The sequence below is a fragment of the Primorskyibacter flagellatus genome, from assembly GCF_048268605.1.
Lineage (GTDB): Bacteria > Pseudomonadota > Alphaproteobacteria > Rhodobacterales > Rhodobacteraceae > Primorskyibacter > Primorskyibacter flagellatus.
Genome location: NZ_JBLWVF010000002.1, coordinates 95,319 through 114,316 on the forward strand (window position 1 = coordinate 95,319; position 18,998 = coordinate 114,316).

Consider the following 18,998-nt stretch of genomic DNA (forward strand, 5'->3'; position numbering starts at 1 on the left):
CGCATGAAGAAGTTTGTGATGGCTGCACTGGGCGGCACTCTGGCAGGCATAGTCGCGACGACGCAGTTCGTTGGGCCGCTGCTGGCGCAAGAGCAGAGCAAATCGGGCAATGTCTATGAACAGCTCGATCTTTTTGGCGACATCTTCGAGAGGATCCGCGCGCAATATGTCGAGGAAGTCGATGAGGGCGACCTGATCGAAGCCGCGATCAACGGCATGCTGACCTCGCTTGATCCGCATTCCAGCTATCTGTCGCCTGATGACGCTGACGCCATGCGGGTGCAGACCCGTGGCGAATTTGGCGGACTCGGGATCGAGGTCACGCAGGAAGAGGGCTTCGTCAAGGTGGTCTCGCCGATCGATGGCACTCCCGCTGACGAGGCCGGTATGGAATCGGGCGACTTCATCACCCATGTCGACGGCGAGTCGGTGCTTGGCCTGACGCTGGATCAGGCCGTGGACCTGATGCGCGGACCCGTCGGGTCCGAGATTATCGTCACCGTGGTGCGCGAAGGCAGCCCGGAACCCTTCGATGTCTCGATCATCCGCGACACGATCAAGCTGACGGCTGTGCGCACGCGTCTTGAAGGCGATACCGTTGTGCTGCGCGTGACCACGTTCAACGACCAGACCTTCCCCAATCTGCAAGAAGGGCTGGCTGAACAGGTTGAGGCGGCAGGCGGCATGGACAAGGTGAACGGCATCGTTCTTGACTTGCGCAACAACCCCGGCGGGTTGCTGACCCAGGCGATCAAGGTGTCGGACGCGTTTCTTGAACAGGGCGAGATCGTTTCGACTCGTGGCCGTGATCTGGTGGATGGCGACCGCTACAACGCCGAAAGCTATGTCGAGGGCGACCTTTCGCAAGGCAAGCCGCTGGTCGTGCTGATCAATGGCGGGTCTGCCTCGGCCTCCGAGATCGTTGCCGGCGCGCTTCAGGATCACCGCCGCGCCATCGTCGTTGGCACCAAGAGCTTTGGCAAAGGCTCTGTTCAGACGGTCATGCCGCTGCGCGGCGACGGCGCGATGCGTCTGACCACGGCGCGCTATTACACGCCGTCGGGCCGGTCAATTCAGGCACTGGGCGTGTCCCCGGACATCGTCGTTGAACAACCTCGCCGCACGCCGAATGAAGAGACCGAAGAAGAAGAGGGCGCGAACCAGTTGCTCCGCTCCGAGGCGGACCTGCGCGGGAGCTTGGATAATGACAGCCTGACAGAGGATGAGATCCGCCAGATCGAGGAAGACCGCGCCAAGGCAGAAGCGGCGGCCAAGCGTCGCGAGGATGACTACCAGCTGGCATATGCCATCGACATCCTCAAAGGCCTGTCAGCCCTCGGCCCCAAGGACTGATCCAGGGTCGGCGCGGGTTTTCCGCGCCGGCCGGAACCCCCGGACAGGCCCGGTGAAGCACATCTTTGCCGGGCCTTGCCAGACGGAGAGGCGGGACATGACCCCCGAAGATATTGCTGAACTGCCCTATCGTCCCTGCGTCGGCCTCATGCTGGTTAACGCGGAGGGTCACGTCTTTGTCGGGCAACGCATTGATAACGACGCTCCCGCCTGGCAGATGCCGCAAGGCGGCGTGGACAAGGACGAAACCCCACGCGACGCCGCCCTGCGCGAGTTATGGGAAGAGACGGGCGTGCCCGCCGATCTGGTGACGGTCGAGGCGGAATCCAAAAACTGGCTGCCCTATGATCTGCCGCATGATCTTGTCCCGCGCATCTGGAAGGGCCGGTTTCGCGGACAGAAGCAGAAATGGTTCCTGCTGCGCTTTCACGGCAGGGACGATCAGGTGAACATCGCCACCGACCATCCGGAGTTTTCCGAGTGGCGCTGGCTGCCTGTATCGGAACTGGTCGAAAACATCGTTCCCTTCAAGCGCGAGGTCTATGCCCGCGTGCTGGCCGATTTCGAGGATCATCTATGACCCGAACCAGTATCGCAGCCCTGTTGATGCTTGTGGCAGGTCAGGCAAATGCGCTGTCCTGCATGCGCCCCGACGTTGCGCGTGACTACGCACAGGCGGCCTCTGCGGACGAGACCTATTTTGTTGTGACGGGAATGCTAAGCTTTGATCCGTCGGGCCTGCCGGTTGTGGACTATGACAACCAAAGCGCGACCCCGCCAGAGACGGACATTGCCGCGCATCTGACCGGAAAAACGCTGACAAGTGGCGGATTCACGGCAGAGTTTGACCGCGATGTCATCCTGCGCGTACATTGCTTCGGCCCGTGGTGTGCCAGCCCGCAACCCGACACGCGCTATCTGAGTTTTGTCGAAAGCACAGAGCAAGGCCTCGTGATGCATGTGGACCCGTGCGGCGGCCTCAGCCATCCCGAACCAACACCGGAAATGCAGGCGCGTGTTCTGGCCTGCACCACGGGCGATTGCCCGCTGGACGACGTGCAGCGCCCCTAGCGCAAACGGTTCAGCAGGCTTAGCGAGGCATAGCCGTCCGGGATCATGCCGACGGATTTCTGGTACGCCTGCATCGCGGCCTTTGTCTTCGGTCCGACTCTGCCATCCACGCCGCCAGTGTTGAACCCGGCTGCTGTCAGCCGCTGCTGCATTTCCTTGCGCTCTGCATATTTCAACGTCCGGTCGCCGGTCGGCCAAGCCGCCTGAATCGGGGCGGCGCCGCGCAGGCGGTCGCTGAGGTGGCCGACACCGATCACATAGGCATCGGCGGCATTATAGCGCTCGATTGCCTTGAAGTTGGAAAAGATCAGGAACGCGGCCCCCTGCGCGCCCGCAGGCAGCATTACCGAGGCCTGCCCGAAATCTCGAACGGCGTTGCCATTCATGTCCGTCACGCCAAGCCGCGCCCATTCGCTGGGCATCTTGGTCAGGTCGCGGCGCGCTTGTGAATAGTCAAAGCCGCGCGGAATGCGGACCTCTACCCCCCAGGGTTGCCCTTTTTTCCAGCCGCTTTTGGCCAGATAGTTCGCGGTCGAGGCCAATGCGTCGGTTGGATCATCCGACCAGATGTCGCGTTTGCCATCGCCCGTGAAGTCCACCGCCAGAGCAAGGTAGGAGGTCGGGATGAACTGGGTATGCCCCATCGCGCCCGCCCAGCTGCCGGTCATGCTTTCGGGTGTGGTGTCGTTCGATTGCAGGATTTCCAGCGCCGCGATCAACTGCTGCTCGAAGAATTTTCCGCGACGTCCGTCAAAGGCCAGTGTCGCCAGTGAGCTGATCACCGGGTCTTCGCCGCGCCGCGTGCCATAGGCGCTTTCCATGCCCCAAACTGCGGCAACCACCTCTTTTTCGACGCCGTAACGCGCCTCTATCGCTTCCAGCGCGCGGCCATGTTCGCGCAGCGCGGCCTTGCCATTTTCCACGCGCGAGTCCGAGGCAGCAGAGGCAAGGTAATCGCCGATGGATTTGGTAAACTCCGCTTGGTTGCGGTCGCGGCGGATTGCCTCCGGGTCATAGCGGACGTTGCGGAATGCCGCATCGAAGACCGAAGGCTTGATGCCTGCCCCCAAAGCCCGGCCGCGAAACCCCGCGACCCAGCGCATCAGCTTGCTTTGCGAGGCCGTGTCCACCACCGGTGTGACGGTCGCGGTAACCGAGCGCGATTTCGGTCGCATTATCGGACGGATCGAGGATGCTGGCGCGACCAGTTGAACGATTTGCGCCACCAGAGGATCTGACGGGCGGGATACGGGCCGGACAGAGCTGTCGACCGGGTTCGCGCCCGCGCCTGACGTCATCAATATCAGCGACAGAAGGGCGGGGGCGGAGCAACGAAACATTGGATACCTCAATCGGGCAAAATCACCGGAATCATAGCCAATTTTCGTCTCTTACGAAAGCGCCCCGCGTCCGGTTCGCGGGGTTTCGCCCATCGCCGGATCGCCGCCGCGTAACAGTGCCAGATGCGCGCGCAGCAATGACGTCCGATGAGGACGAAAGCTGGGACCGGTAACCTCCAGTTCGGTGATGCGATCCAGCCGGAAGGCGCGGAAATCCTGCCGCAGACAGCACCAGGCCAGCAGGCAATGGCTGTCCTGAAAGAACACGATTTGCAGCGGGCGTACCTGGCGGGTGGTCGCACACGCGTTCTTGTCGCGATAGGCGATGCGGATTTCCATCTCGTCCCAGGCGGCCTTTCGCAAACTGCGCAGATCCACCGTCGCTTGCGGTGGCGGCGCAAACCGGTGCGCGGTCAGCACGGCATGTTGCAACCTGTGCGCCTGACGGTCTGGCAGTCGACCGCGCAGCTTGGACAACGCCGCCGTCGCGGCTGCGGCCAGATGCGGATCGGCCACGGCTTCGACCTCACGCAAGCCCAGCACCAGCGCCTCCAGCTCTTCGTCGTCGAAGGCAAGCGGTGGCAGGCTGGCGTCCTCGGTCACGGTATATCCGAACCCCGCCGCGCCATCTATCACAGCGCCCAACCCGCGCAGCGTGGCGATGTCGCGGTAGATCGTGCGTTCGGTGACGTCCAGTTCGCGCGCCAGCCGGGCGGCAGTCACCGGCGGGTCGAGGCTGCGCAGCCCCTGCATCAGGTGCAATAATCGGTCGGTTCGGCTCATATCGCGATCATGCTGCCAGATGCTGACAGAAATTGACAGGAGGCCGACGTTCCACCCCAGAATTGCGGAGAATGCCCAGTCTCACGGTTGTTTAGCGGCGGCGAGTGCTTTTGCGTTTGACGCTTGCCGCCTTTTTCTTTGCCTTGCTGGCTTTACGACGGGGCGGGGCGCCGCGTTTGCCGGATCGGGCCCGCCCGGTCGGCATGGTCTGACCGTCCAGCGCCAGAAGTTCCAGCGCAATGCCCCCCGTTACCGGCACAGCTTCGGTCAGACGCACGGTCACGCGCTGGCCAAGGCCAATCTCTATGCCTGAATCCGCGCCCATCAGCGTTGCCGTTTCGGCGTCAAAATGGAAATATTCCGACCCGATATTGCGCATCGGGATCAACCCATCCGCCCCGGTTTCGTCCAGCTTTACAAAGGCACCGAACCGCGCAATCCCCGAGATCCGTCCACCCATTTCGGCACCGACCCGTTCGGACAGATAAGAGGCCAGATACCGATCCGTGGTGTCGCGCTCGGCCATCATCGACCGGCGTTCGGTATCCGAGATGTGCTGCGCCGTGGTCTCCAGCCCCTCGATTTCCTGAGGCGACAAACCGTCATCCCCCCAGCCATGCGCGGTGATCAGCGCACGGTGCACGATCAGGTCGGCGTAGCGCCGGATGGGCGAGGTGAAATGCGCGTAGGATTTCAGGGCCAGCCCGAAATGGCCGAAATTTTCCGCGTTGTAATAGGCCTGCGTCATCGACCGAAGCGTGGATATGTTGATCAGTTCCGCCTCATCCGTGCCAGCCGCGTCATGCAACAGTTTGTTGAGATGCGCAGTTTTCAACACCTGCCCCTTGGCAAGCGTCAGCCCGGCCGCCTGTGCCGTCTCGCGCAGCGCATCCAGCTTTTCGGGCGGCGGTTCCTCATGCACCCGGAACAACAGCGGCGTGCGTTTGGCGATCAGGGTTTCGGCGGCGGCGACATTGGCCAGCACCATGAATTCCTCGATCAGGCGGTGCGCGTCAAAGCGTTCCGAAAAGTTCACCGAGGTCACGTTGCCTTTCTCGTCCAGAACGATCTTGCGTTCCGGCAGGTCAAGATCCAGCGGCTGGCGCGCGTTGCGGGCATCGCGCAACGCGTAATAGGCGTCAAATAGCGGGCGGATCACGTCGTCCATCAACGGCGCAACCTTGTCGCTTGGCGTGCCATCCATCCCGTCCTGCACCTCGCGGTAGCTTAGCGCGGCAGGCGAGCGCATCATCCCGCGCACGAAGCGGTGATCCAGTTTCTGACCATGCGCGTCAATCCGCATCCGCACGGCCATACAGGCGCGCGGAACGCCTTCGTGCAGCGAGCACAGATCCCCCGATAGCCGGTCCGGCAGCATCGGCACAACGCGGTCGGGAAAATAGCTGGAATTGCCGCGTTTGCGCGCCTCGTGATCAAGCGCAGAACCGGGGCGGACATAATGCGCCACATCGGCAATGGCGACCCAGACGATATGGCCGCCGTCATTCTTGGGATCATCATCAGGCTGGGCAAAGCATGCGTCATCGCGGTCGCGCGCATCCACGGGATCGATGGTGATCAGGGGCAGGTCGCGCAGATCCTCGCGGCCCTTCAGGCCTGCGGGCTTCATCGCGTCGGCCTCTGCGATGACCTCGTCGGGAAAGCTGTCCGGGATGCCGTGCTGGTGAATGGCAATCAGCGACACGGCCTTGGGGGCAGACGGGTCGCCCAGCCGTTCGACAATGCGGGCGCGTGGCAGGCCCATGCGGCCCTTGGGGCCTGCCTGTTCCGCCTCGACCAACTCGCCGTCTTTCGCGCCGTGTGCCGCGTCGTCAGGCACGCTCCATTCCTTGTCAGAGCCTTTGTCGATACCTACAATGCGCCCGCCCTCGGCACCCTTGCGGAAGATGCCGACAACGCGCTGCGGATTGGTGCCGATCCGGCGGATCACGCGCGCTTCGTAATTGTGGTCCTCTTCATGCACGACCTGAAGCTTTCCAAGGATGCGGTCACCCTCGCCCAGGGCCGGATCACTGGCGCGGGTGACGATCAGGACGATGGGTTCCACCCCTTCGCCATGCCATTCCAAGGGCCGCGCGAAAAGATCACCATCGGCGGTCGGTGCCTTGACCTGCAAGACGCTGACCGGCGGCAGGCGGTCCGGGTCGCGATAGGTTTTCTTGCGCTTTTCAAGATGCCCTTCGGCCTCCAGCTCCTTGAGCAGGCGCTTGAGGTCTATACGCGCGGCACCTTTGATGCCAAAGGCTTTGGCAATGTCGCGTTTGGCGCTGAGGGTCGGGTTGGCGGCGATCCAATCCAGGATCTCCGCCTTTGTGGGCAGTGTTTTCATATTCAACGGCGTATCACGCCGCATGACGCGCGTCATTGCGAAAAATGTGCGGTTCTTTGGGGCACCGCGCGTCTGCCCGCCGTCTCTGAAAATATCAGGCGAAGTAGTCTTGCAGCATCCGGGTGTAGATACGTTTCAGCTGATGGATCTGAGCAACCTCGACACGCTCGTCAACCTGATGCATCGTCCGTCCGACCAGTCCAAATTCGACAACCGGGCAATGGTTCTTGACGAACCGCGCATCCGAGGTGCCGCCGGTCGTCGAAGCCTCTGGCACGGTGCCGGTTTCCGCCTCCACGGCGCGCGCGACTAGATCGGACAGTGGGCCGGGCGGGGTGAGGAAGCTTTCGCCCGAAATCTTGATGGTCAGATCGGTCGTTGTGCCAAATTCCGCGTCTGCTTTGGCGGCCTCTGCGCGCAGCCATTCCGACAGGCTGGCACCGGAATGCGCGTCGTTGAAGCGGATGTTGAGCGTTGCGTGCGCCTCTGCCGGGATCACGTTGGTGGCCGGGTTGCCGGTGTCGATGGTGACAACCGCGAGGGTCGAGGCGTCGAAATGGTCCGTTCCCGTGTCAAGCTCGTGGCTGGCCAGCCGGTCCATCAGCCGGACAAGCGCATGCAGCGGATTGATCGCGCGGTGTGGATAGGCGGAATGGCCCTGAACGCCCTTCACCGTGACATGGGCATTGAGCGAGCCGCGTCGGCCGATTTTCATCATCTGGCCCATATGGTCGGGGCAGGTGGGTTCGCCGACAAGGCAGACGGACATCGCTTCGTCTGCCTTGTCCATCCAGTCCAGCAGTGCGACAGTGCCGTCCACGGCGTCGCCTTCCTCGTCTCCTGTGATGGTTAGGATGATCGCCCCGTCCGGGGGTGTTTGGCGCACGAAATCCACCGCAGCGGCGGCGAAGGCGGCGACGCCGGACTTCATGTCGGTCGCGCCACGGCCATAGAGAAACCCGTCCTTCACCTTTGCGCCGAATGGCGGCATGGTCCAGTCAGCCGGATCCCCCAACGGCACGACATCCGTGTGTCCGTTGAAACCGAATGTGCGGGCATGCCCCTTGTCGCCCCACCGCGCGAAGAGATTCGACACGCCGCCACGGTCCACGCGTGTGCAGATGAAGCCGGCATCTTCGAGAAGGTCTTGCAACAAGATAAGCGCACCGCCTTCGTCGGGGGTGACAGAGGCGCAGCGGACCAGCGCTGCGGTCAGGGTTTCTGGATTGATCTGGGTCATGTGCCCTCCTGCGGCTTGACGGCTGTTCTTGCTCGCGCTGCGGATCTGGAAGGGCTGCACGGGTTTGCGGTTTTTAAACCAATCACGCTGTGCGGGGCAAGCGGGGGGCAAAGCGCCACGGCGGTGTGCTTCCTACCGGGCGCAGCGTGATCCAAATGAGCGCTTCCGCGCACTCTTTATTCAGCAAGTGGAGAGGTGACGCGTCATTTCTGACGTATCGGCAGTTCGGGATCAGGGTTTGCCCTTGTCGAAGAATGGTGTGACCTGGGCCACGATCACAGAATTTTCTTTAAGCGCGCGGTCCATGAGGGCGGTTTCATCCTCGTCCATCTCGTGGCCTTGTGCAGCGCGTTCCTCGGCAGTGCCGTACCCTGTGACGTCGAGCGGTGCCATGTCGGCCTGCTTGAGGATCGCTACGGTTTCGCGCACGGCTTCGGCCTCGTCAATGCCGGAGGCGAAGCAGATCAGCCCGGCACCGCTGGCACCTTTCGGCAGCCCGTCGCCGGTCTTGCGCCCGACCTCCACCAGAAGGGTATAGACCTGTTGCGGCTTTTTCTTTTTTTCGGTCATGTCCGCCAAGTTCCTTGCTCGCAAAATGCGAAACCCCGCGCGGGAATGCGCGGGGCTGTCCTAGACGTTAATTCCGGTGATGGGAAGCGTCAGCTTTTTATGGCGCGGTAGCCCCATATAAGGATACAGGCACCAACAATCCCCACGATCAGCTGCGGGAGCCACGATCCTGCGGCGAAGATGCCGAGAATACCAAGGATGGCATTGGCGACGATCGCGCCGACGATGCCGAGAATGATGTTCAGGAAAATCCCTGTATCGGCTTTCATAATCATGCTGGCGATCCATCCGGCGAGGCCGCCCACGATGATCGCTGCAATCCAACCTATTCCTTGCATGTCATTCCTTCCCGCTATTGCAAAACTGTCCTGAGGAACAACGTCGCAACAAGCGGGAAGGTTCCGACAAAAAACAGATTCAGTCGCGCAGCAACTCGTTGATGCCGGTCTTGGAGCGGGTCCGGGCGTCCACGCGTTTGACGATCACCGCGCAGTACAGGTTGATGCCGTTCTTCGATGGCATGGAGCCTGCGACGACCACGGAATAAGGTGGAACCTCGCCATACATGACGTCACCGGTTTCGCGATCGACGATCTTGGTCGACTGGCCGATGAAAACGCCCATGCCAAGGACAGAGCCTTCGCGGACAATGCAGCCTTCGACCACCTCGGAGCGGGCACCGATGAAGCAGTTATCCTCGATGATGGTGGGGCCGGCCTGCATGGGTTCCAGAACGCCGCCGATGCCGACGCCGCCCGACAGGTGCACGCCCTTGCCGATCTGTGCACAGGACCCGACGGTCGCCCATGTATCGACCATCGTGCCTTCATCGACATAGGCGCCAAGGTTCACGAAGGAGGGCATCAGCACCACGCCGGGCGCGATATAGGCCGATTTGCGGACGATACAGTTAGGCACCGCGCGAAAGCCCGCGGCTTTCCACTGGTTGTCGCCCCAGCCCTTGAACTTGCTGTCGACCTTGTCCCACCAGCCAGAGCCCTGCGGGCCGTTGTCGTGCAACTCCATGTCCTTGATCCGAAACCCGAGCAATACCGCCTTCTTGGCCCATTGATTGACATGCCAATCGCCATTGTCCTGACGCTCTGCCACACGCAGTTTTCCGGAATCGAGCGCGCTAAGCGTGTCTTCGATGGCTTCGCGGGTCTCGCCGCCGGTGGATGGCGTGATGGTGTCGCGCGCCTCCCAGGCGGCTTCGATGGCGGTTTCAAGCTGTGCGTTGGACATCGGTATCTCCGTTTGGGCGAATTGTCGTTGCCGCCCTATACCCGTGTCTGGGAGGTGCGGCAATCACAGATGGCGACGCAACGTCAAGCCACCGGATCGGGGGCGAGGTTCCCACCGCAGATCAAAACTGCGACCCGCTCGCCGGGTTTGGGCCGATAAGAGCCGGACATCAGGGCCGCGAGGGCCGTAGCACCCGCGGGTTCGACCAGTTGCCGCGTCTCGTGCCAAAGCGCCTGCTGCGCCTGTGCGATGGCAGTGTCGTTGACCAGTACGGACTGCACGCCGTGCCGGGACAGGTCAAAACAGATCTGGCCGATCCGTCTGGCACCGAGCGCATTGGCGGCGATGCCCGAAACCTCGACATCGACAGGGGTGTCGGCCTTCAGCGCGGCGTGTAGGGTGCAGGCGGTGTCAGGCTCGACAGCCACGACCTTGCGGCGGTCGCCCAGCCAGGCCAGCGCGCCTGCGATCAACCCGCCGCCGCCCACTGCGATCAACACGGTGTCAGCCTCCAGGCCCTGTTTCTCCCATTCGCGCATCACCGTGCCTTGACCGGCCACCGTGGCGGGGGCGTCATAGGCGTGGATCTGCATCGCACCGGTTCTGTCTTCGTGATCGCGGGCGGCATCCAGCGCGTTCGAATACGCACCGGGCACCACCGTCAGGTCCGCACCGGTCCGTTGGATCAGGGCGATCTTCGCAGGGCCGGCCATCTCGGGCACAAAGATCCGGGCCGGGTGGCCCAGACGCGACGCGGCAAAGCCCACCGCCGCGCCGTGATTGCCGCCGGATGCCGCGACGACACCCGCCTTGGGTACGTCTGACGACAGCAGCGTGTTGAACGCACCGCGCGCCTTGAAACTGCCGGTGTGTTGTACCTGCTCCAGCTTCAGCTCAACCGGGTAAGACAGGCCGAAGCCTTCCGCGCGCAGGGTAGGTGTCTTGCGAAGAAAAGGCCTTATACGCTGCGCCGCGGACTCGATCTCATCCTGCCAATTCACCTGCCGTCTCCTGCTTGCTGGTATCGCCTTGCCGAAGGCTATAGGCATGGAAACATGCGAACAAGGACACATGCCCATGCAAGATGACCGCCACAGCCCCTTCCGCGATGCGGGCCTTGACCGACGCACCGCTGACGAGGTGCCCGACACGCCGCAGACGCGGGCGCCTTCCTATCGGTTGGCCTTTGACGATCATGAATTCATGTGCCGCGAGGAGTTGCGCCCCGTCCGCTTGCAGTTGGAGCTTCTTAAGCCGCAGATGATATTGGACGAGCGTGGCGTGGAATCGACCATCGTGCTGTTCGGCGGTGCCCGCATTCCTGCACCTGCCAACAAAGACACGGCCCGGACCAAGACGCTCGCCGATCTGTCTCATTTCTATGATGAGGCTCGGACATTCGCACGGCTGATGACAGAAAAAAGCATGACCGGCAAAAGGCTGGAAAATGTCATCGTGACCGGTGGCGGACCGGGTGTGATGGAAGCAGGCAACCGCGGCGCGCAGGACGCGGGCGGGCAGTCGATCGGTCTTAACATCGTGCTGCCGCACGAGCAGGCACCCAACGAATACGTCACGCCGGATCTGTGTTTCAATTTCCACTATTTCGCGATCCGGAAAATGCACTTCCTGATGCGCGCACGCGCGATCTGCGTGTTTCCGGGCGGGTTCGGCACGCTGGACGAAATGTTCGAAACACTGACGTTGATCCAGACAGGACGGATGAGCCGGGTCCCGTTTTTGCTGTTTGGCCGCGCGTTCTGGGAGCGCATCATCAACTGGGAAGCACTGGCAGACGCCGGGACAATCTCGGATGAAGATCTTGATCTGTTTCGATATGTCGAAACCGCACAGGAGGCTGTAGAGCTTATTGAGGCTTGGGAACCCGCGCCCGCGCGCGCAGATATTCCGGGCCGTTAACCTGTACTTTTGGAATGCGCATTGTGGCAATAAATAGTTGTTCAAAAGGTAAAAATTCGCCCTTGGGTTAGAGTTTGAAACTCTTGGGCAAATCTGCCGTGACTCTGGTAAGTCGAGTTGGTATCACGCAGCAAATTTAGACAGCAAGGAAAGTTGTTCTTGGACATAGAGCAGACAGCGCTGGATGGCGTTCTGATTTTAACGCCAAAGCGGTTCAGTGACGCGCGAGGAAGCTTTTCCGAAGTTTGGAATCGCAACACCATGCGCGACGCCGGATTGGATCACGATTTCGTGCAAGACAACCAGTCGATCAGCGAAGCGGTTGGCACGGTGCGCGGTCTGCACTATCAGGCACCGCCCCATGCGCAGGACAAACTGGTGCGCACCGGACGCGGTTGCGTGTTGGATGTTGTGGTGGATGTGCGCCGTGGATCGCCGACCTACCTGAAATGGCTGGGGGTGGAACTGTCAGAGGATAATGGCCGCCAATTGTTCGTGCCCAAAGGGTTCCTGCACGGGTTTGTGACGCGCGCGCCGCGGTCCGTGCTGCTTTACAAGACAACCGATGTTTATGCGCCGGACTGTGACGGGACCGTGCATTTCGCAGATCCGGAGATTGGCATCGACTGGGGTATCGACCCCGCAAGCGCTGTCTTGTCCGACAAGGATGCCAAGGCGCCGATGCTGGCGGATTGGACATCCCCGTTTGAATATGAGGGCTGACTCATGAAAATTCTCGTTACCGGCGGTGCTGGGTTCATCGGTTCTGCCGTGGTGCGGCAGGCCATTCGTGATGGCCATGCAGTCGTCAATCTGGATGCGCTGACCTACGCGGCCTGTCTGGAAAATGTCGCCTCGGTTGAGGACCGTGATTTTTATGCGTTCGAGAAAGCCGATATCTGCGACGCCTCGGCGCTGAAATGGATCTTCAAGGTGCACCAGCCCGACGCTGTGATGCATCTTGCCGCCGAAAGCCATGTCGACCGATCGATTGACGGTCCGGGCGATTTTATCCGTACCAATGTCGAGGGCACTTATACGCTGCTGGAAGCCTCGCGGCAGTATTGGCTGGATATGGGTAGGCCAATGCATTTCCGGTTCCACCATATCTCGACCGACGAGGTTTATGGCACGCTTGGCGATACGGGCATGTTTACCGAGGACACGCCCTATGCGCCGAATTCGCCTTATTCTGCATCGAAAGCGTCCAGCGATCATCTGGTGCGCGCCTGGGGCGAAACCTACGGACTGCCCTTTGTCCTGACCAACTGCTCGAACAATTACGGTCCCTATCATTTTCCGGAAAAGCTGATCCCCGTGGTGATCCTGAAGGCGCTGGCCGGAGAGCCGATCCCGGTTTACGGCGCGGGCGAGAATATCCGCGACTGGCTGTATGTCGAGGATCACGCCGATGCGCTTTTGACCGTGTTGCAGCACGGGGTGAACGGGCGCACATATAATATCGGTGGCGAGAACGAGGCCAAGAATATCGATCTTGTGCGAATGATCTGCGCCATTCTGGACGAGAAGCGCCCCAAGGATGCGGGTTATGCCCAGCAGATTACCTTCGTGACAGACCGTCCCGGCCATGATCTGCGCTATGCAATCGACCCGACCCGCATTCGCAAGGAACTGGGCTGGCGTCCCTCGGTGACGTTGGAAGAAGGCCTGCGCAAGACGGTGGACTGGTATCTTGAGAACGAGGACTGGTGGCGCGCGCTTCAGGCCCGTCAGGGCGTGGGGGTCCGTCTGGGCACCAACGCATGACGATCCTCGTTTTCGGCAAATCCGGGCAGGTTGCGACAGAGTTGCAGCGGCAGGCAGAGGTCACGGCTCTGGGCCGTGACGCGACGGATCTGACGGACCCTGAGGCGTGCGCCAGGGCGATCCTTGCCAGCGACGCAACAGTGGTCATCAACGCGGCGGCCTATACGGCGGTGGACAATGCCGAGGACGAGCCTGATCTGGCCAATGTGATAAACGGCGATGCTCCGGGGGCAATGGCGCGGGCCTGCGCGGAAAAAGGCATTCCCTTCATCCATATCTCGACCGATTATGTCTTCGACGGTGGCGGCACGCGCCCCTGGAACGTTGACGACGAAGTGGCACCTCTGGGCGCTTACGGTGCCAGCAAGCTGCGCGGCGAAGAGGCCGTTCGCGCGGCAGGTGGCACATTTGTCATCCTACGCACCAGTTGGGTGTTTTCCGCACATGGTGGCAATTTCGTCAAAACCATGCTGCGCCTCGGTGCAGAGCGTGATCGGCTCACCATCGTCGCCGATCAGATCGGCGGACCAACGGCGGCTGCCGATATAGCGGCGACTTGCCTGACCATCGCGCGCGCCCTGCAGGAGGACGCTAGCCTGTCCGGAACCTATCACTTCAGTGGCGCGCCGGATGTCAGCTGGGCCGATTTCGCCCGCGAGATCTTTCGCCAGTCCGGGCGGACCCCGGAGGTTGTCGATATTCCCAGTTCCGACTTTCCCACCAAGGCCGTCCGCCCCGCCAATTCGCGGTTGGACTGTTCCAGCCTTTTGGCAGCCTTTGACATTCACCGTCCGGATTGGCGCAAAAGCCTGACCGACGTATTGAACGACCTGAAAGGAATCTCACGATGACCGACCGCAAGGGCATTATCCTCGCAGGGGGATCCGGCACGCGTCTGTATCCGATCACCATCGGCGTCTCAAAGCAGCTGATGCCAATCTATGACAAGCCGATGATCTATTATCCGCTCAGCGTATTGATGCTGGCCGGTATCCGCGAGATTGCGATGATCACCACGCCACAGGATCAGGATCAGTTCAAGCGCGTGCTGGGCGATGGCAGCCAGTGGGGCATCAAGCTGACCTATGTGGTGCAACCCGATCCGGGCGGGTTGGCGCAGGCCTATACGCTGACCGAGGATTTTCTGGATGGCGCGCCGTCTTGCATGGTTCTGGGCGACAACATCTTCTTTGGCCACGGCCTGCCGGAACTTCTGGAAGAAGCCGATGCCAAGACAGAAGGCGGCACCGTCTTTGGCTATCACGTCGCCGATCCCGAACGCTATGGCGTGGTGGCAATGGATGACCAGGGCAATGTCACCGAGATCATCGAGAAGCCAGAGGTGCCGCCATCGTCATATGCGGTCACCGGCCTGTATTTTCTGGATGGCAAAGCGTCCGAGCGCGCGCATCAGGTCAAGCCTTCTGCACGCGGCGAGGTGGAAATCACATCGCTGCTGGAAATGTACCTCCACGAAGGTTCGCTATCGGTCAAGCGCATGGGGCGGGGCTTTGCCTGGCTGGATACCGGAACGCACGGGTCGCTTCTGGATGCGGGCAACTTCGTGCGTACCTTGCAAAAACGTCAGGGCATGCAGACTGGTTGTCTCGAAGAGATCGCCTACGCCTCGGGCTGGATAGATGCCAAGATGCTGGAAGAGCACGCCGATACGCTGAAGAAGAACGATTATGGTCACTATCTGCGCGGCTTGCTGCACGAATAGGGCTTAGTCTTCGGCGCATATCTCATCGTAGACTTTCAGGATCGCCGTTTTCCAGACGGGCGATGAAAATCGTTCTCGCCATTTGGCATGGATCTTGCCACCGAGGTCGGCCCGGTTTGCGCGAAAGCGGTCGGTGACCCTGACGATCTGGCCTGCCGTGCGTTTGGGGTGCAGCGCGTCGATGATGTGCATTTCCGGGTGGTGGCGACTTAGCAAAGCCGTGCCGCCCACAGGGGTCGAAAAAATAGGCAACCCGTATTCGAACGCCTCCAGCATGCCGATCGACAAGCCCTCGTAAAGCGAGGTCATCAGATATCCGTCAGCCTGTGCCAGAAGCGGGCGTACGTCGTTGACTGGACCGACAAAATTGACCCGTGTCATCGCTGGGGCCGACAGGATGCGCCTGAACCGTTTGTGCAGCCCTGGCCCATCCGTGTGCATCCCCGCGATAGTCAGGCGAAAGTCCTGCGGCAATTGCGCAAATATCCGCGCCGCAGCGCTAAGGTTCTTTTGACGTGCGTATCTGGTGGTCATCACCAGATGCGGTGGTCCGTCTGCAGTTGCGGTGGGAGCAAAACCGCCAAGGTCAGAGCAATTCGGCACGATATGGCTGCTGTGCTGTGACAGCATGTCCGGCGCGAATGCGGCATGATCCTCTTCGGTCAGAAAAATCAGGTGATGTTGCGGCGTGACGCCGAGGAAATGCCGCTCCAACCGTCGAAAGAACGTGGCGGCGGCGCGGCGGTGGCCGGGGCCAAACGGCACGCCGTGATAGGTGCAGGACAGCCGCAGATCGGGTCGCTTGCGCGCGACGATCCGTGCTAGTGGCAAGGTCAGTCGGGCATGCGCCCACAGGATGTCCGGCTGCACTGCTGCCACGGCCCGGTCGAGCTGTGCGGCCGCCGCGCGAATCCGGGCTGGCTGAAGCGAGGATGCAAGGCCGGGAATTTCCAGATGGGTTCGGCCGTTTTCGCGGGCAAAGCCATAGCCGCCCGTATCGGCATCGGACGCGATGACCACCTCGGCCCGGTCGCTTAATGCGTTGGCCAATTGGTGGATATGCCGCGGCACGCCAGAACGACCACCGTCGCCACCCAGAAGCATCACCTTTAGCCGTTGCTCGGTCATTTCAAATACGTCCCATCAGCGCAGCACACCACAACGCCAACGTGCCGGAGCGGCCTTGCCGGTAGACACCCAATGCGCGCAGTCGTTGCAGACGGGTTAAAGGACGTTCTGCCTGGGCGGCTACAAAGCTCTCAAGCAGGGTGTGGTTTTCGGCCGTCAGCCTGTGGGACGATCGCAACAAGGCATTCGCATGGGCCGCGCTGACCTTTGCATAGCGCCCGGACAGTACCCTGAATGGCCGCGTAAGGAAGCCACGCAACGTGCGGTGGCCAGAGCCGACTTCGTTGTGCCGATGCTGTCGATATTTCAACGACGGTACGTCGTCGGTCAAGACGGTGCCGCCTGCCCCCGTGATCAGTTGGTAGATCCACCAGTCATGGTAGGGGATCTCGCCCACCTCCGCCAATGCTGCCTGGATCAGGTCGGTCGCGGCACGGTTCATCACCATGCAGTTGCCGCCGGCGATGTTCTGCACCATGGCGTGACGAAACCCCGGTGCCCGGCTGGGCAGCGGTGCGATGCGGCAGGTGGTAAGGTCCGCAGAGCAGATCAATGGGCGAGCACAAAATAATGCGGGGATCGCGGCCGGGATCGCCCTAAGGGCAGCGGCCGCCCGTTCCAGCTTTTGCGGCAGCCAGACGTCATCCTGATCGGAAAGGGCCACCAGATCTGTCTGAGAGGGCATTGCGAGCAAATGCAGGAAATTGGCTGACGCGCCTGCGCAAGGACCGTCCATCACAGTCAGGTCGCGTCTTTCTGCGTAGCGCTGCAAAATTTCGCGCGTGCCGTCCTGCGATCCGTCATCGCTGACGATCAGACAACGCGGTGAAAGCGTCTGGCCAAGAATGCTGTCAATCTGTTCGCAAAGCGTCGCCGCGCCCTCATGTGTCGCCATGAGCACCGTTACCGAAAGAGTTTGCGCGTCGTCATCCATCGGCCCGTCATATACCCGCTTTACCGTCTCCTTCTAGCCGAAACTCACGGCAATGCAGTAGAGCGAGGCTACCGGGGCGGGAAGAAGAGCGTTCACGGCAATTTCGGGTGGACAGAACGAATTCATCAAGAGGTTATATCGGATTTTACCCGGAACTATCGGCTGGCTTGCGGGCCAAGAACAGTTTCCTGCACGCTCCGGCGTGGATCTTTGCCGGAGAGTGCGTAAAATCTGTCTGAAACGGGTATTTGACCGCGCTCAGGCGTCCGGCGAATGTTTCACTGCCATAGATCGGAAACGGCAGGCTGGGTTCCATGCCGTTTCCCGGTAGTGTCTTGATGGCCTATACGACCTGATTGTCTGACATTTTCCGCCAATTCGTGCCGTCGCTATAGGCCGGCTGTGCTCCTCCGGCAGCATTTGAAACAAAGGCGATTCCGCCCGCGCCGACGGTTGACGCCGCAGGCAAAGCTGACTTGCTCAAAGGCTTGAGCCGCGCAATGCCGTCAATATCCAGCTTTGCCGCGCCGGGCGCTTTGCCGATGCCAACGTGGCTGTTCTTGTCGATATATAGCGCGTTGTTCATTGATGCAGAACCGGGAAATTCCAGCACGACGGGGCTGCCCTTCCAGACACCAGCCGCGTCATAGGCGGTGATGTTGAACTGCTCGAAGCCCGCATGCACAAGGCACGCGTAGCGCCGCACGCCGCCGAACCCCATCTGGATTGACGATGCCACCGGGTCGGCATGGCTGTTGTTCAATGTCATGGTCAGATAGCTGTGCTTGTGGGTGGAGGAGATCAACCGATCCGCGGCGACATCCTCATCCACGATTACCGGCGTGCCAAACTGTGTTGCCGAGCCATCGGCTGCCATCACCATGACGTCGGTCCAGCTCGATCCGTCGGCGCTGACCTTGACTACGAAGTCGTCGCTGCCGGTTGTGCCCATCTCGGCGCGGCCACCCCAGGTGGTCTGAAAAAGCAGGCTGGCAGTATCCGCAGCCATAGCCTTGTTGATCTTTAGCTGGTGTCCATTACCCGCATGGGACAGCAATGTAGCGTCGGAGGCAACGGCCAATCGGTTGGTCTCATCCGCGCCGGTCGCGACGCCAAGCTGTGGTATATTCTGCAACGGCTGGTTGGCATACAGGCCCAACGGTTGCCAATCGCTGCCATCAAAAGCGCACAGAGTGTTTTCGTCGCGTACATGCACGACCCAGCCATGTTTGGCCGCGAAAAAGCTCCACCCCAGACCTTCTTCAAATAGCGCCAAATCGCCGGCATGCGCCGCCCAAAGCCCAGAGGCCGATGGCCCCACGACATAGCGATCGCCATGCGAGGGCGAAGCCGGCGGATCGCCTGCCGTACGGCTTGCCACAGTGGGCTGCACAAGGGCATCCAACACCCGCAATGCCTCATTATGGGTGACGTGTTTCTGCGCCTGAGCCGGCGCGATGTACGGTAGTGACAGAACTGGCGAAACCTCAGACATGGATTGCTCCCCGTTAACGATGTTGACGGGAAAGCTGCCATGGCTGGGTTACGGTTTTCTGATCTGACCGCGCGCACCC

General features: G+C 61.2%; 19 protein-coding genes. 8 read left to right on the forward strand and 11 right to left on the reverse strand.

Features of this window, described 5'->3' with window-relative positions; all coding sequences use genetic code 11:
- Positions 1–3 precede the first annotated feature (3 nt).
- The 3 genes from ACN0WV_RS03655 to ACN0WV_RS03665 all read left to right on the forward strand — a co-directional run bounded on the left by ACN0WV_RS03655 (position 4) and on the right by ACN0WV_RS03665 (position 2,424).
- Positions 4–1,353 (forward strand): S41 family peptidase, encoded by a 1,350-nt coding sequence (locus ACN0WV_RS03655; RefSeq protein ID WP_417603895.1) that lies wholly within the window; start codon positions 4–6, stop codon positions 1,351–1,353.
- A 97-nt stretch (positions 1,354–1,450) separates the two neighbouring features.
- Entirely contained in the window at positions 1,451–1,933 is a 483-nt protein-coding gene (locus tag ACN0WV_RS03660) for an RNA pyrophosphohydrolase (protein ID WP_417603896.1), read from the forward strand.
- A complete protein-coding gene (locus ACN0WV_RS03665) occupies positions 1,930–2,424 on the forward strand; it encodes a hypothetical protein (protein WP_417603898.1) in 495 nt (164 codons plus the stop codon). The genes ACN0WV_RS03660 and ACN0WV_RS03665 overlap by 4 nt, the downstream gene beginning before the upstream one ends.
- Here ACN0WV_RS03665 and ACN0WV_RS03670 read toward each other — a convergent pair.
- The 8 genes from ACN0WV_RS03670 to ACN0WV_RS03705 all read right to left on the reverse strand — a co-directional run bounded on the left by ACN0WV_RS03670 (position 2,421) and on the right by ACN0WV_RS03705 (position 10,953).
- On the reverse strand, positions 2,421–3,764 hold the full coding sequence (locus tag ACN0WV_RS03670; RefSeq protein WP_417603899.1) for a lytic murein transglycosylase: 1,344 nt from the start codon (positions 3,762–3,764) through the stop codon (positions 2,421–2,423). The genes ACN0WV_RS03665 and ACN0WV_RS03670 overlap by 4 nt on opposite strands.
- A gap of 51 nt (positions 3,765–3,815) precedes the next feature.
- Positions 3,816–4,547 carry a helix-turn-helix transcriptional regulator gene (locus ACN0WV_RS03675; protein ID WP_417603900.1) on the reverse strand — a complete coding sequence of 244 codons (732 nt, stop codon included), beginning with the start codon at positions 4,545–4,547 and terminating at the stop codon, positions 3,816–3,818.
- Between the two features lie 91 nt (positions 4,548–4,638).
- Positions 4,639–6,897, reverse strand: a complete 2,259-nt coding sequence (gene rnr, locus ACN0WV_RS03680; protein ID WP_417603901.1) for a ribonuclease R — start codon at positions 6,895–6,897, stop codon at positions 4,639–4,641.
- A gap of 94 nt (positions 6,898–6,991) precedes the next feature.
- On the reverse strand, positions 6,992–8,137 hold the full coding sequence (gene dapE, locus ACN0WV_RS03685) for a succinyl-diaminopimelate desuccinylase (RefSeq protein ID WP_417603902.1): 1,146 nt from the start codon (positions 8,135–8,137) through the stop codon (positions 6,992–6,994).
- Between the two features lie 231 nt (positions 8,138–8,368).
- Positions 8,369–8,707 (reverse strand): hypothetical protein, encoded by a 339-nt coding sequence (locus ACN0WV_RS03690; protein WP_084350619.1) that lies wholly within the window; start codon positions 8,705–8,707, stop codon positions 8,369–8,371.
- 89 nt (positions 8,708–8,796) lie between these two features.
- On the reverse strand, positions 8,797–9,045 hold the full coding sequence (locus tag ACN0WV_RS03695) for a GlsB/YeaQ/YmgE family stress response membrane protein (RefSeq protein ID WP_417603903.1): 249 nt from the start codon (positions 9,043–9,045) through the stop codon (positions 8,797–8,799).
- A gap of 79 nt (positions 9,046–9,124) precedes the next feature.
- On the reverse strand, positions 9,125–9,952 hold the full coding sequence (gene dapD / locus ACN0WV_RS03700) for a 2,3,4,5-tetrahydropyridine-2,6-dicarboxylate N-succinyltransferase (RefSeq protein ID WP_084350615.1): 828 nt from the start codon (positions 9,950–9,952) through the stop codon (positions 9,125–9,127).
- An 83-nt stretch (positions 9,953–10,035) separates the two neighbouring features.
- On the reverse strand, positions 10,036–10,953 hold the full coding sequence (locus ACN0WV_RS03705; RefSeq protein ID WP_417603904.1) for a threonine/serine dehydratase: 918 nt from the start codon (positions 10,951–10,953) through the stop codon (positions 10,036–10,038).
- Positions 10,954–11,029: 76 nt separating this feature from the next.
- On the opposite strand from ACN0WV_RS03705, the gene ACN0WV_RS03710 reads away from it, so the two are divergent.
- The 5 genes from ACN0WV_RS03710 (at position 11,030) to rfbA (ending at position 15,362) form a co-directional block, all read left to right on the forward strand.
- Positions 11,030–11,872, forward strand: coding sequence for an LOG family protein (locus tag ACN0WV_RS03710; protein WP_084351137.1), 843 nt, complete (start codon positions 11,030–11,032; stop codon positions 11,870–11,872).
- 159 nt (positions 11,873–12,031) lie between these two features.
- On the forward strand, positions 12,032–12,595 hold the full coding sequence (rfbC, locus tag ACN0WV_RS03715; protein WP_084350611.1) for a dTDP-4-dehydrorhamnose 3,5-epimerase: 564 nt from the start codon (positions 12,032–12,034) through the stop codon (positions 12,593–12,595).
- Between the two features lie 3 nt (positions 12,596–12,598).
- Positions 12,599–13,639, forward strand: a complete 1,041-nt coding sequence (gene rfbB, locus ACN0WV_RS03720; RefSeq protein ID WP_417603905.1) for a dTDP-glucose 4,6-dehydratase — start codon at positions 12,599–12,601, stop codon at positions 13,637–13,639.
- Positions 13,636–14,490, forward strand: a complete 855-nt coding sequence (gene rfbD, locus ACN0WV_RS03725) for a dTDP-4-dehydrorhamnose reductase (RefSeq protein WP_417603906.1) — start codon at positions 13,636–13,638, stop codon at positions 14,488–14,490. The genes rfbB and rfbD overlap by 4 nt, the downstream gene beginning before the upstream one ends.
- Positions 14,487–15,362 (forward strand): glucose-1-phosphate thymidylyltransferase RfbA, encoded by an 876-nt coding sequence (rfbA, locus tag ACN0WV_RS03730; RefSeq protein ID WP_084350605.1) that lies wholly within the window; start codon positions 14,487–14,489, stop codon positions 15,360–15,362. The genes rfbD and rfbA overlap by 4 nt, the downstream gene beginning before the upstream one ends.
- Positions 15,363–15,365: 3 nt before the next feature.
- Here the strand turns inward: rfbA and ACN0WV_RS03735 are convergent, their stop codons facing one another.
- The 3 genes from ACN0WV_RS03735 to ACN0WV_RS03745 all read right to left on the reverse strand — a co-directional run bounded on the left by ACN0WV_RS03735 (position 15,366) and on the right by ACN0WV_RS03745 (position 18,919).
- Positions 15,366–16,490: a glycosyltransferase family 4 protein gene (locus tag ACN0WV_RS03735; RefSeq protein WP_417603907.1), complete on the reverse strand. Its 1,125-nt coding sequence runs from the start codon at positions 16,488–16,490 to the stop codon at positions 15,366–15,368.
- Between the two features lies 1 nt (position 16,491).
- The gene (locus ACN0WV_RS03740; protein WP_417603908.1) at positions 16,492–17,424 is read right to left on the reverse strand and encodes a glycosyltransferase; all 933 of its coding nucleotides are present in this window, start codon (positions 17,422–17,424) and stop codon (positions 16,492–16,494) included.
- Between the two features lie 343 nt (positions 17,425–17,767).
- The gene (locus ACN0WV_RS03745) at positions 17,768–18,919 is read right to left on the reverse strand and encodes a DUF2793 domain-containing protein (RefSeq protein WP_417603909.1); all 1,152 of its coding nucleotides are present in this window, start codon (positions 18,917–18,919) and stop codon (positions 17,768–17,770) included.
- Positions 18,920–18,998: the final 79 nt, after the last annotated feature.

Bases quoted from the DNA above. Each gene is read 5' to 3' on its own strand.
- ACN0WV_RS03655 (WP_417603895.1), top strand. From the start codon at position 4: ATGAAGAAGTTTGTGATGGCTGCACTGGGCGGCACTCTGGCAGGCATA.
- ACN0WV_RS03660 (WP_417603896.1), top strand. From the start codon at position 1,451: ATGACCCCCGAAGATATTGCTGAACTGCCCTATCGTCCCTGCGTCGGC.
- ACN0WV_RS03665 (WP_417603898.1), top strand. From the start codon at position 1,930: ATGACCCGAACCAGTATCGCAGCCCTGTTGATGCTTGTGGCAGGTCAG.
- ACN0WV_RS03670 (WP_417603899.1), bottom strand. From the start codon at position 3,764: ATGTTTCGTTGCTCCGCCCCCGCCCTTCTGTCGCTGATATTGATGACG.
- ACN0WV_RS03675 (WP_417603900.1), bottom strand. From the start codon at position 4,547: ATGAGCCGAACCGACCGATTATTGCACCTGATGCAGGGGCTGCGCAGC.
- rnr (WP_417603901.1), bottom strand. From the start codon at position 6,897: ATGAAAACACTGCCCACAAAGGCGGAGATCCTGGATTGGATCGCCGCC.
- dapE (WP_417603902.1), bottom strand. From the start codon at position 8,137: ATGACCCAGATCAATCCAGAAACCCTGACCGCAGCGCTGGTCCGCTGC.
- ACN0WV_RS03690 (WP_084350619.1), bottom strand. From the start codon at position 8,707: ATGACCGAAAAAAAGAAAAAGCCGCAACAGGTCTATACCCTTCTGGTG.
- ACN0WV_RS03695 (WP_417603903.1), bottom strand. From the start codon at position 9,045: ATGCAAGGAATAGGTTGGATTGCAGCGATCATCGTGGGCGGCCTCGCC.
- dapD (WP_084350615.1), bottom strand. From the start codon at position 9,952: ATGTCCAACGCACAGCTTGAAACCGCCATCGAAGCCGCCTGGGAGGCG.
- ACN0WV_RS03710 (WP_084351137.1), top strand. From the start codon at position 11,030: ATGCAAGATGACCGCCACAGCCCCTTCCGCGATGCGGGCCTTGACCGA.
- rfbB (WP_417603905.1), top strand. From the start codon at position 12,599: ATGAAAATTCTCGTTACCGGCGGTGCTGGGTTCATCGGTTCTGCCGTG.
- rfbD (WP_417603906.1), top strand. From the start codon at position 13,636: ATGACGATCCTCGTTTTCGGCAAATCCGGGCAGGTTGCGACAGAGTTG.
- rfbA (WP_084350605.1), top strand. From the start codon at position 14,487: ATGACCGACCGCAAGGGCATTATCCTCGCAGGGGGATCCGGCACGCGT.
- ACN0WV_RS03735 (WP_417603907.1), bottom strand. From the start codon at position 16,490: ATGACCGAGCAACGGCTAAAGGTGATGCTTCTGGGTGGCGACGGTGGT.
- ACN0WV_RS03740 (WP_417603908.1), bottom strand. From the start codon at position 17,424: ATGGATGACGACGCGCAAACTCTTTCGGTAACGGTGCTCATGGCGACA.
- ACN0WV_RS03745 (WP_417603909.1), bottom strand. From the start codon at position 18,919: ATGTCTGAGGTTTCGCCAGTTCTGTCACTACCGTACATCGCGCCGGCT.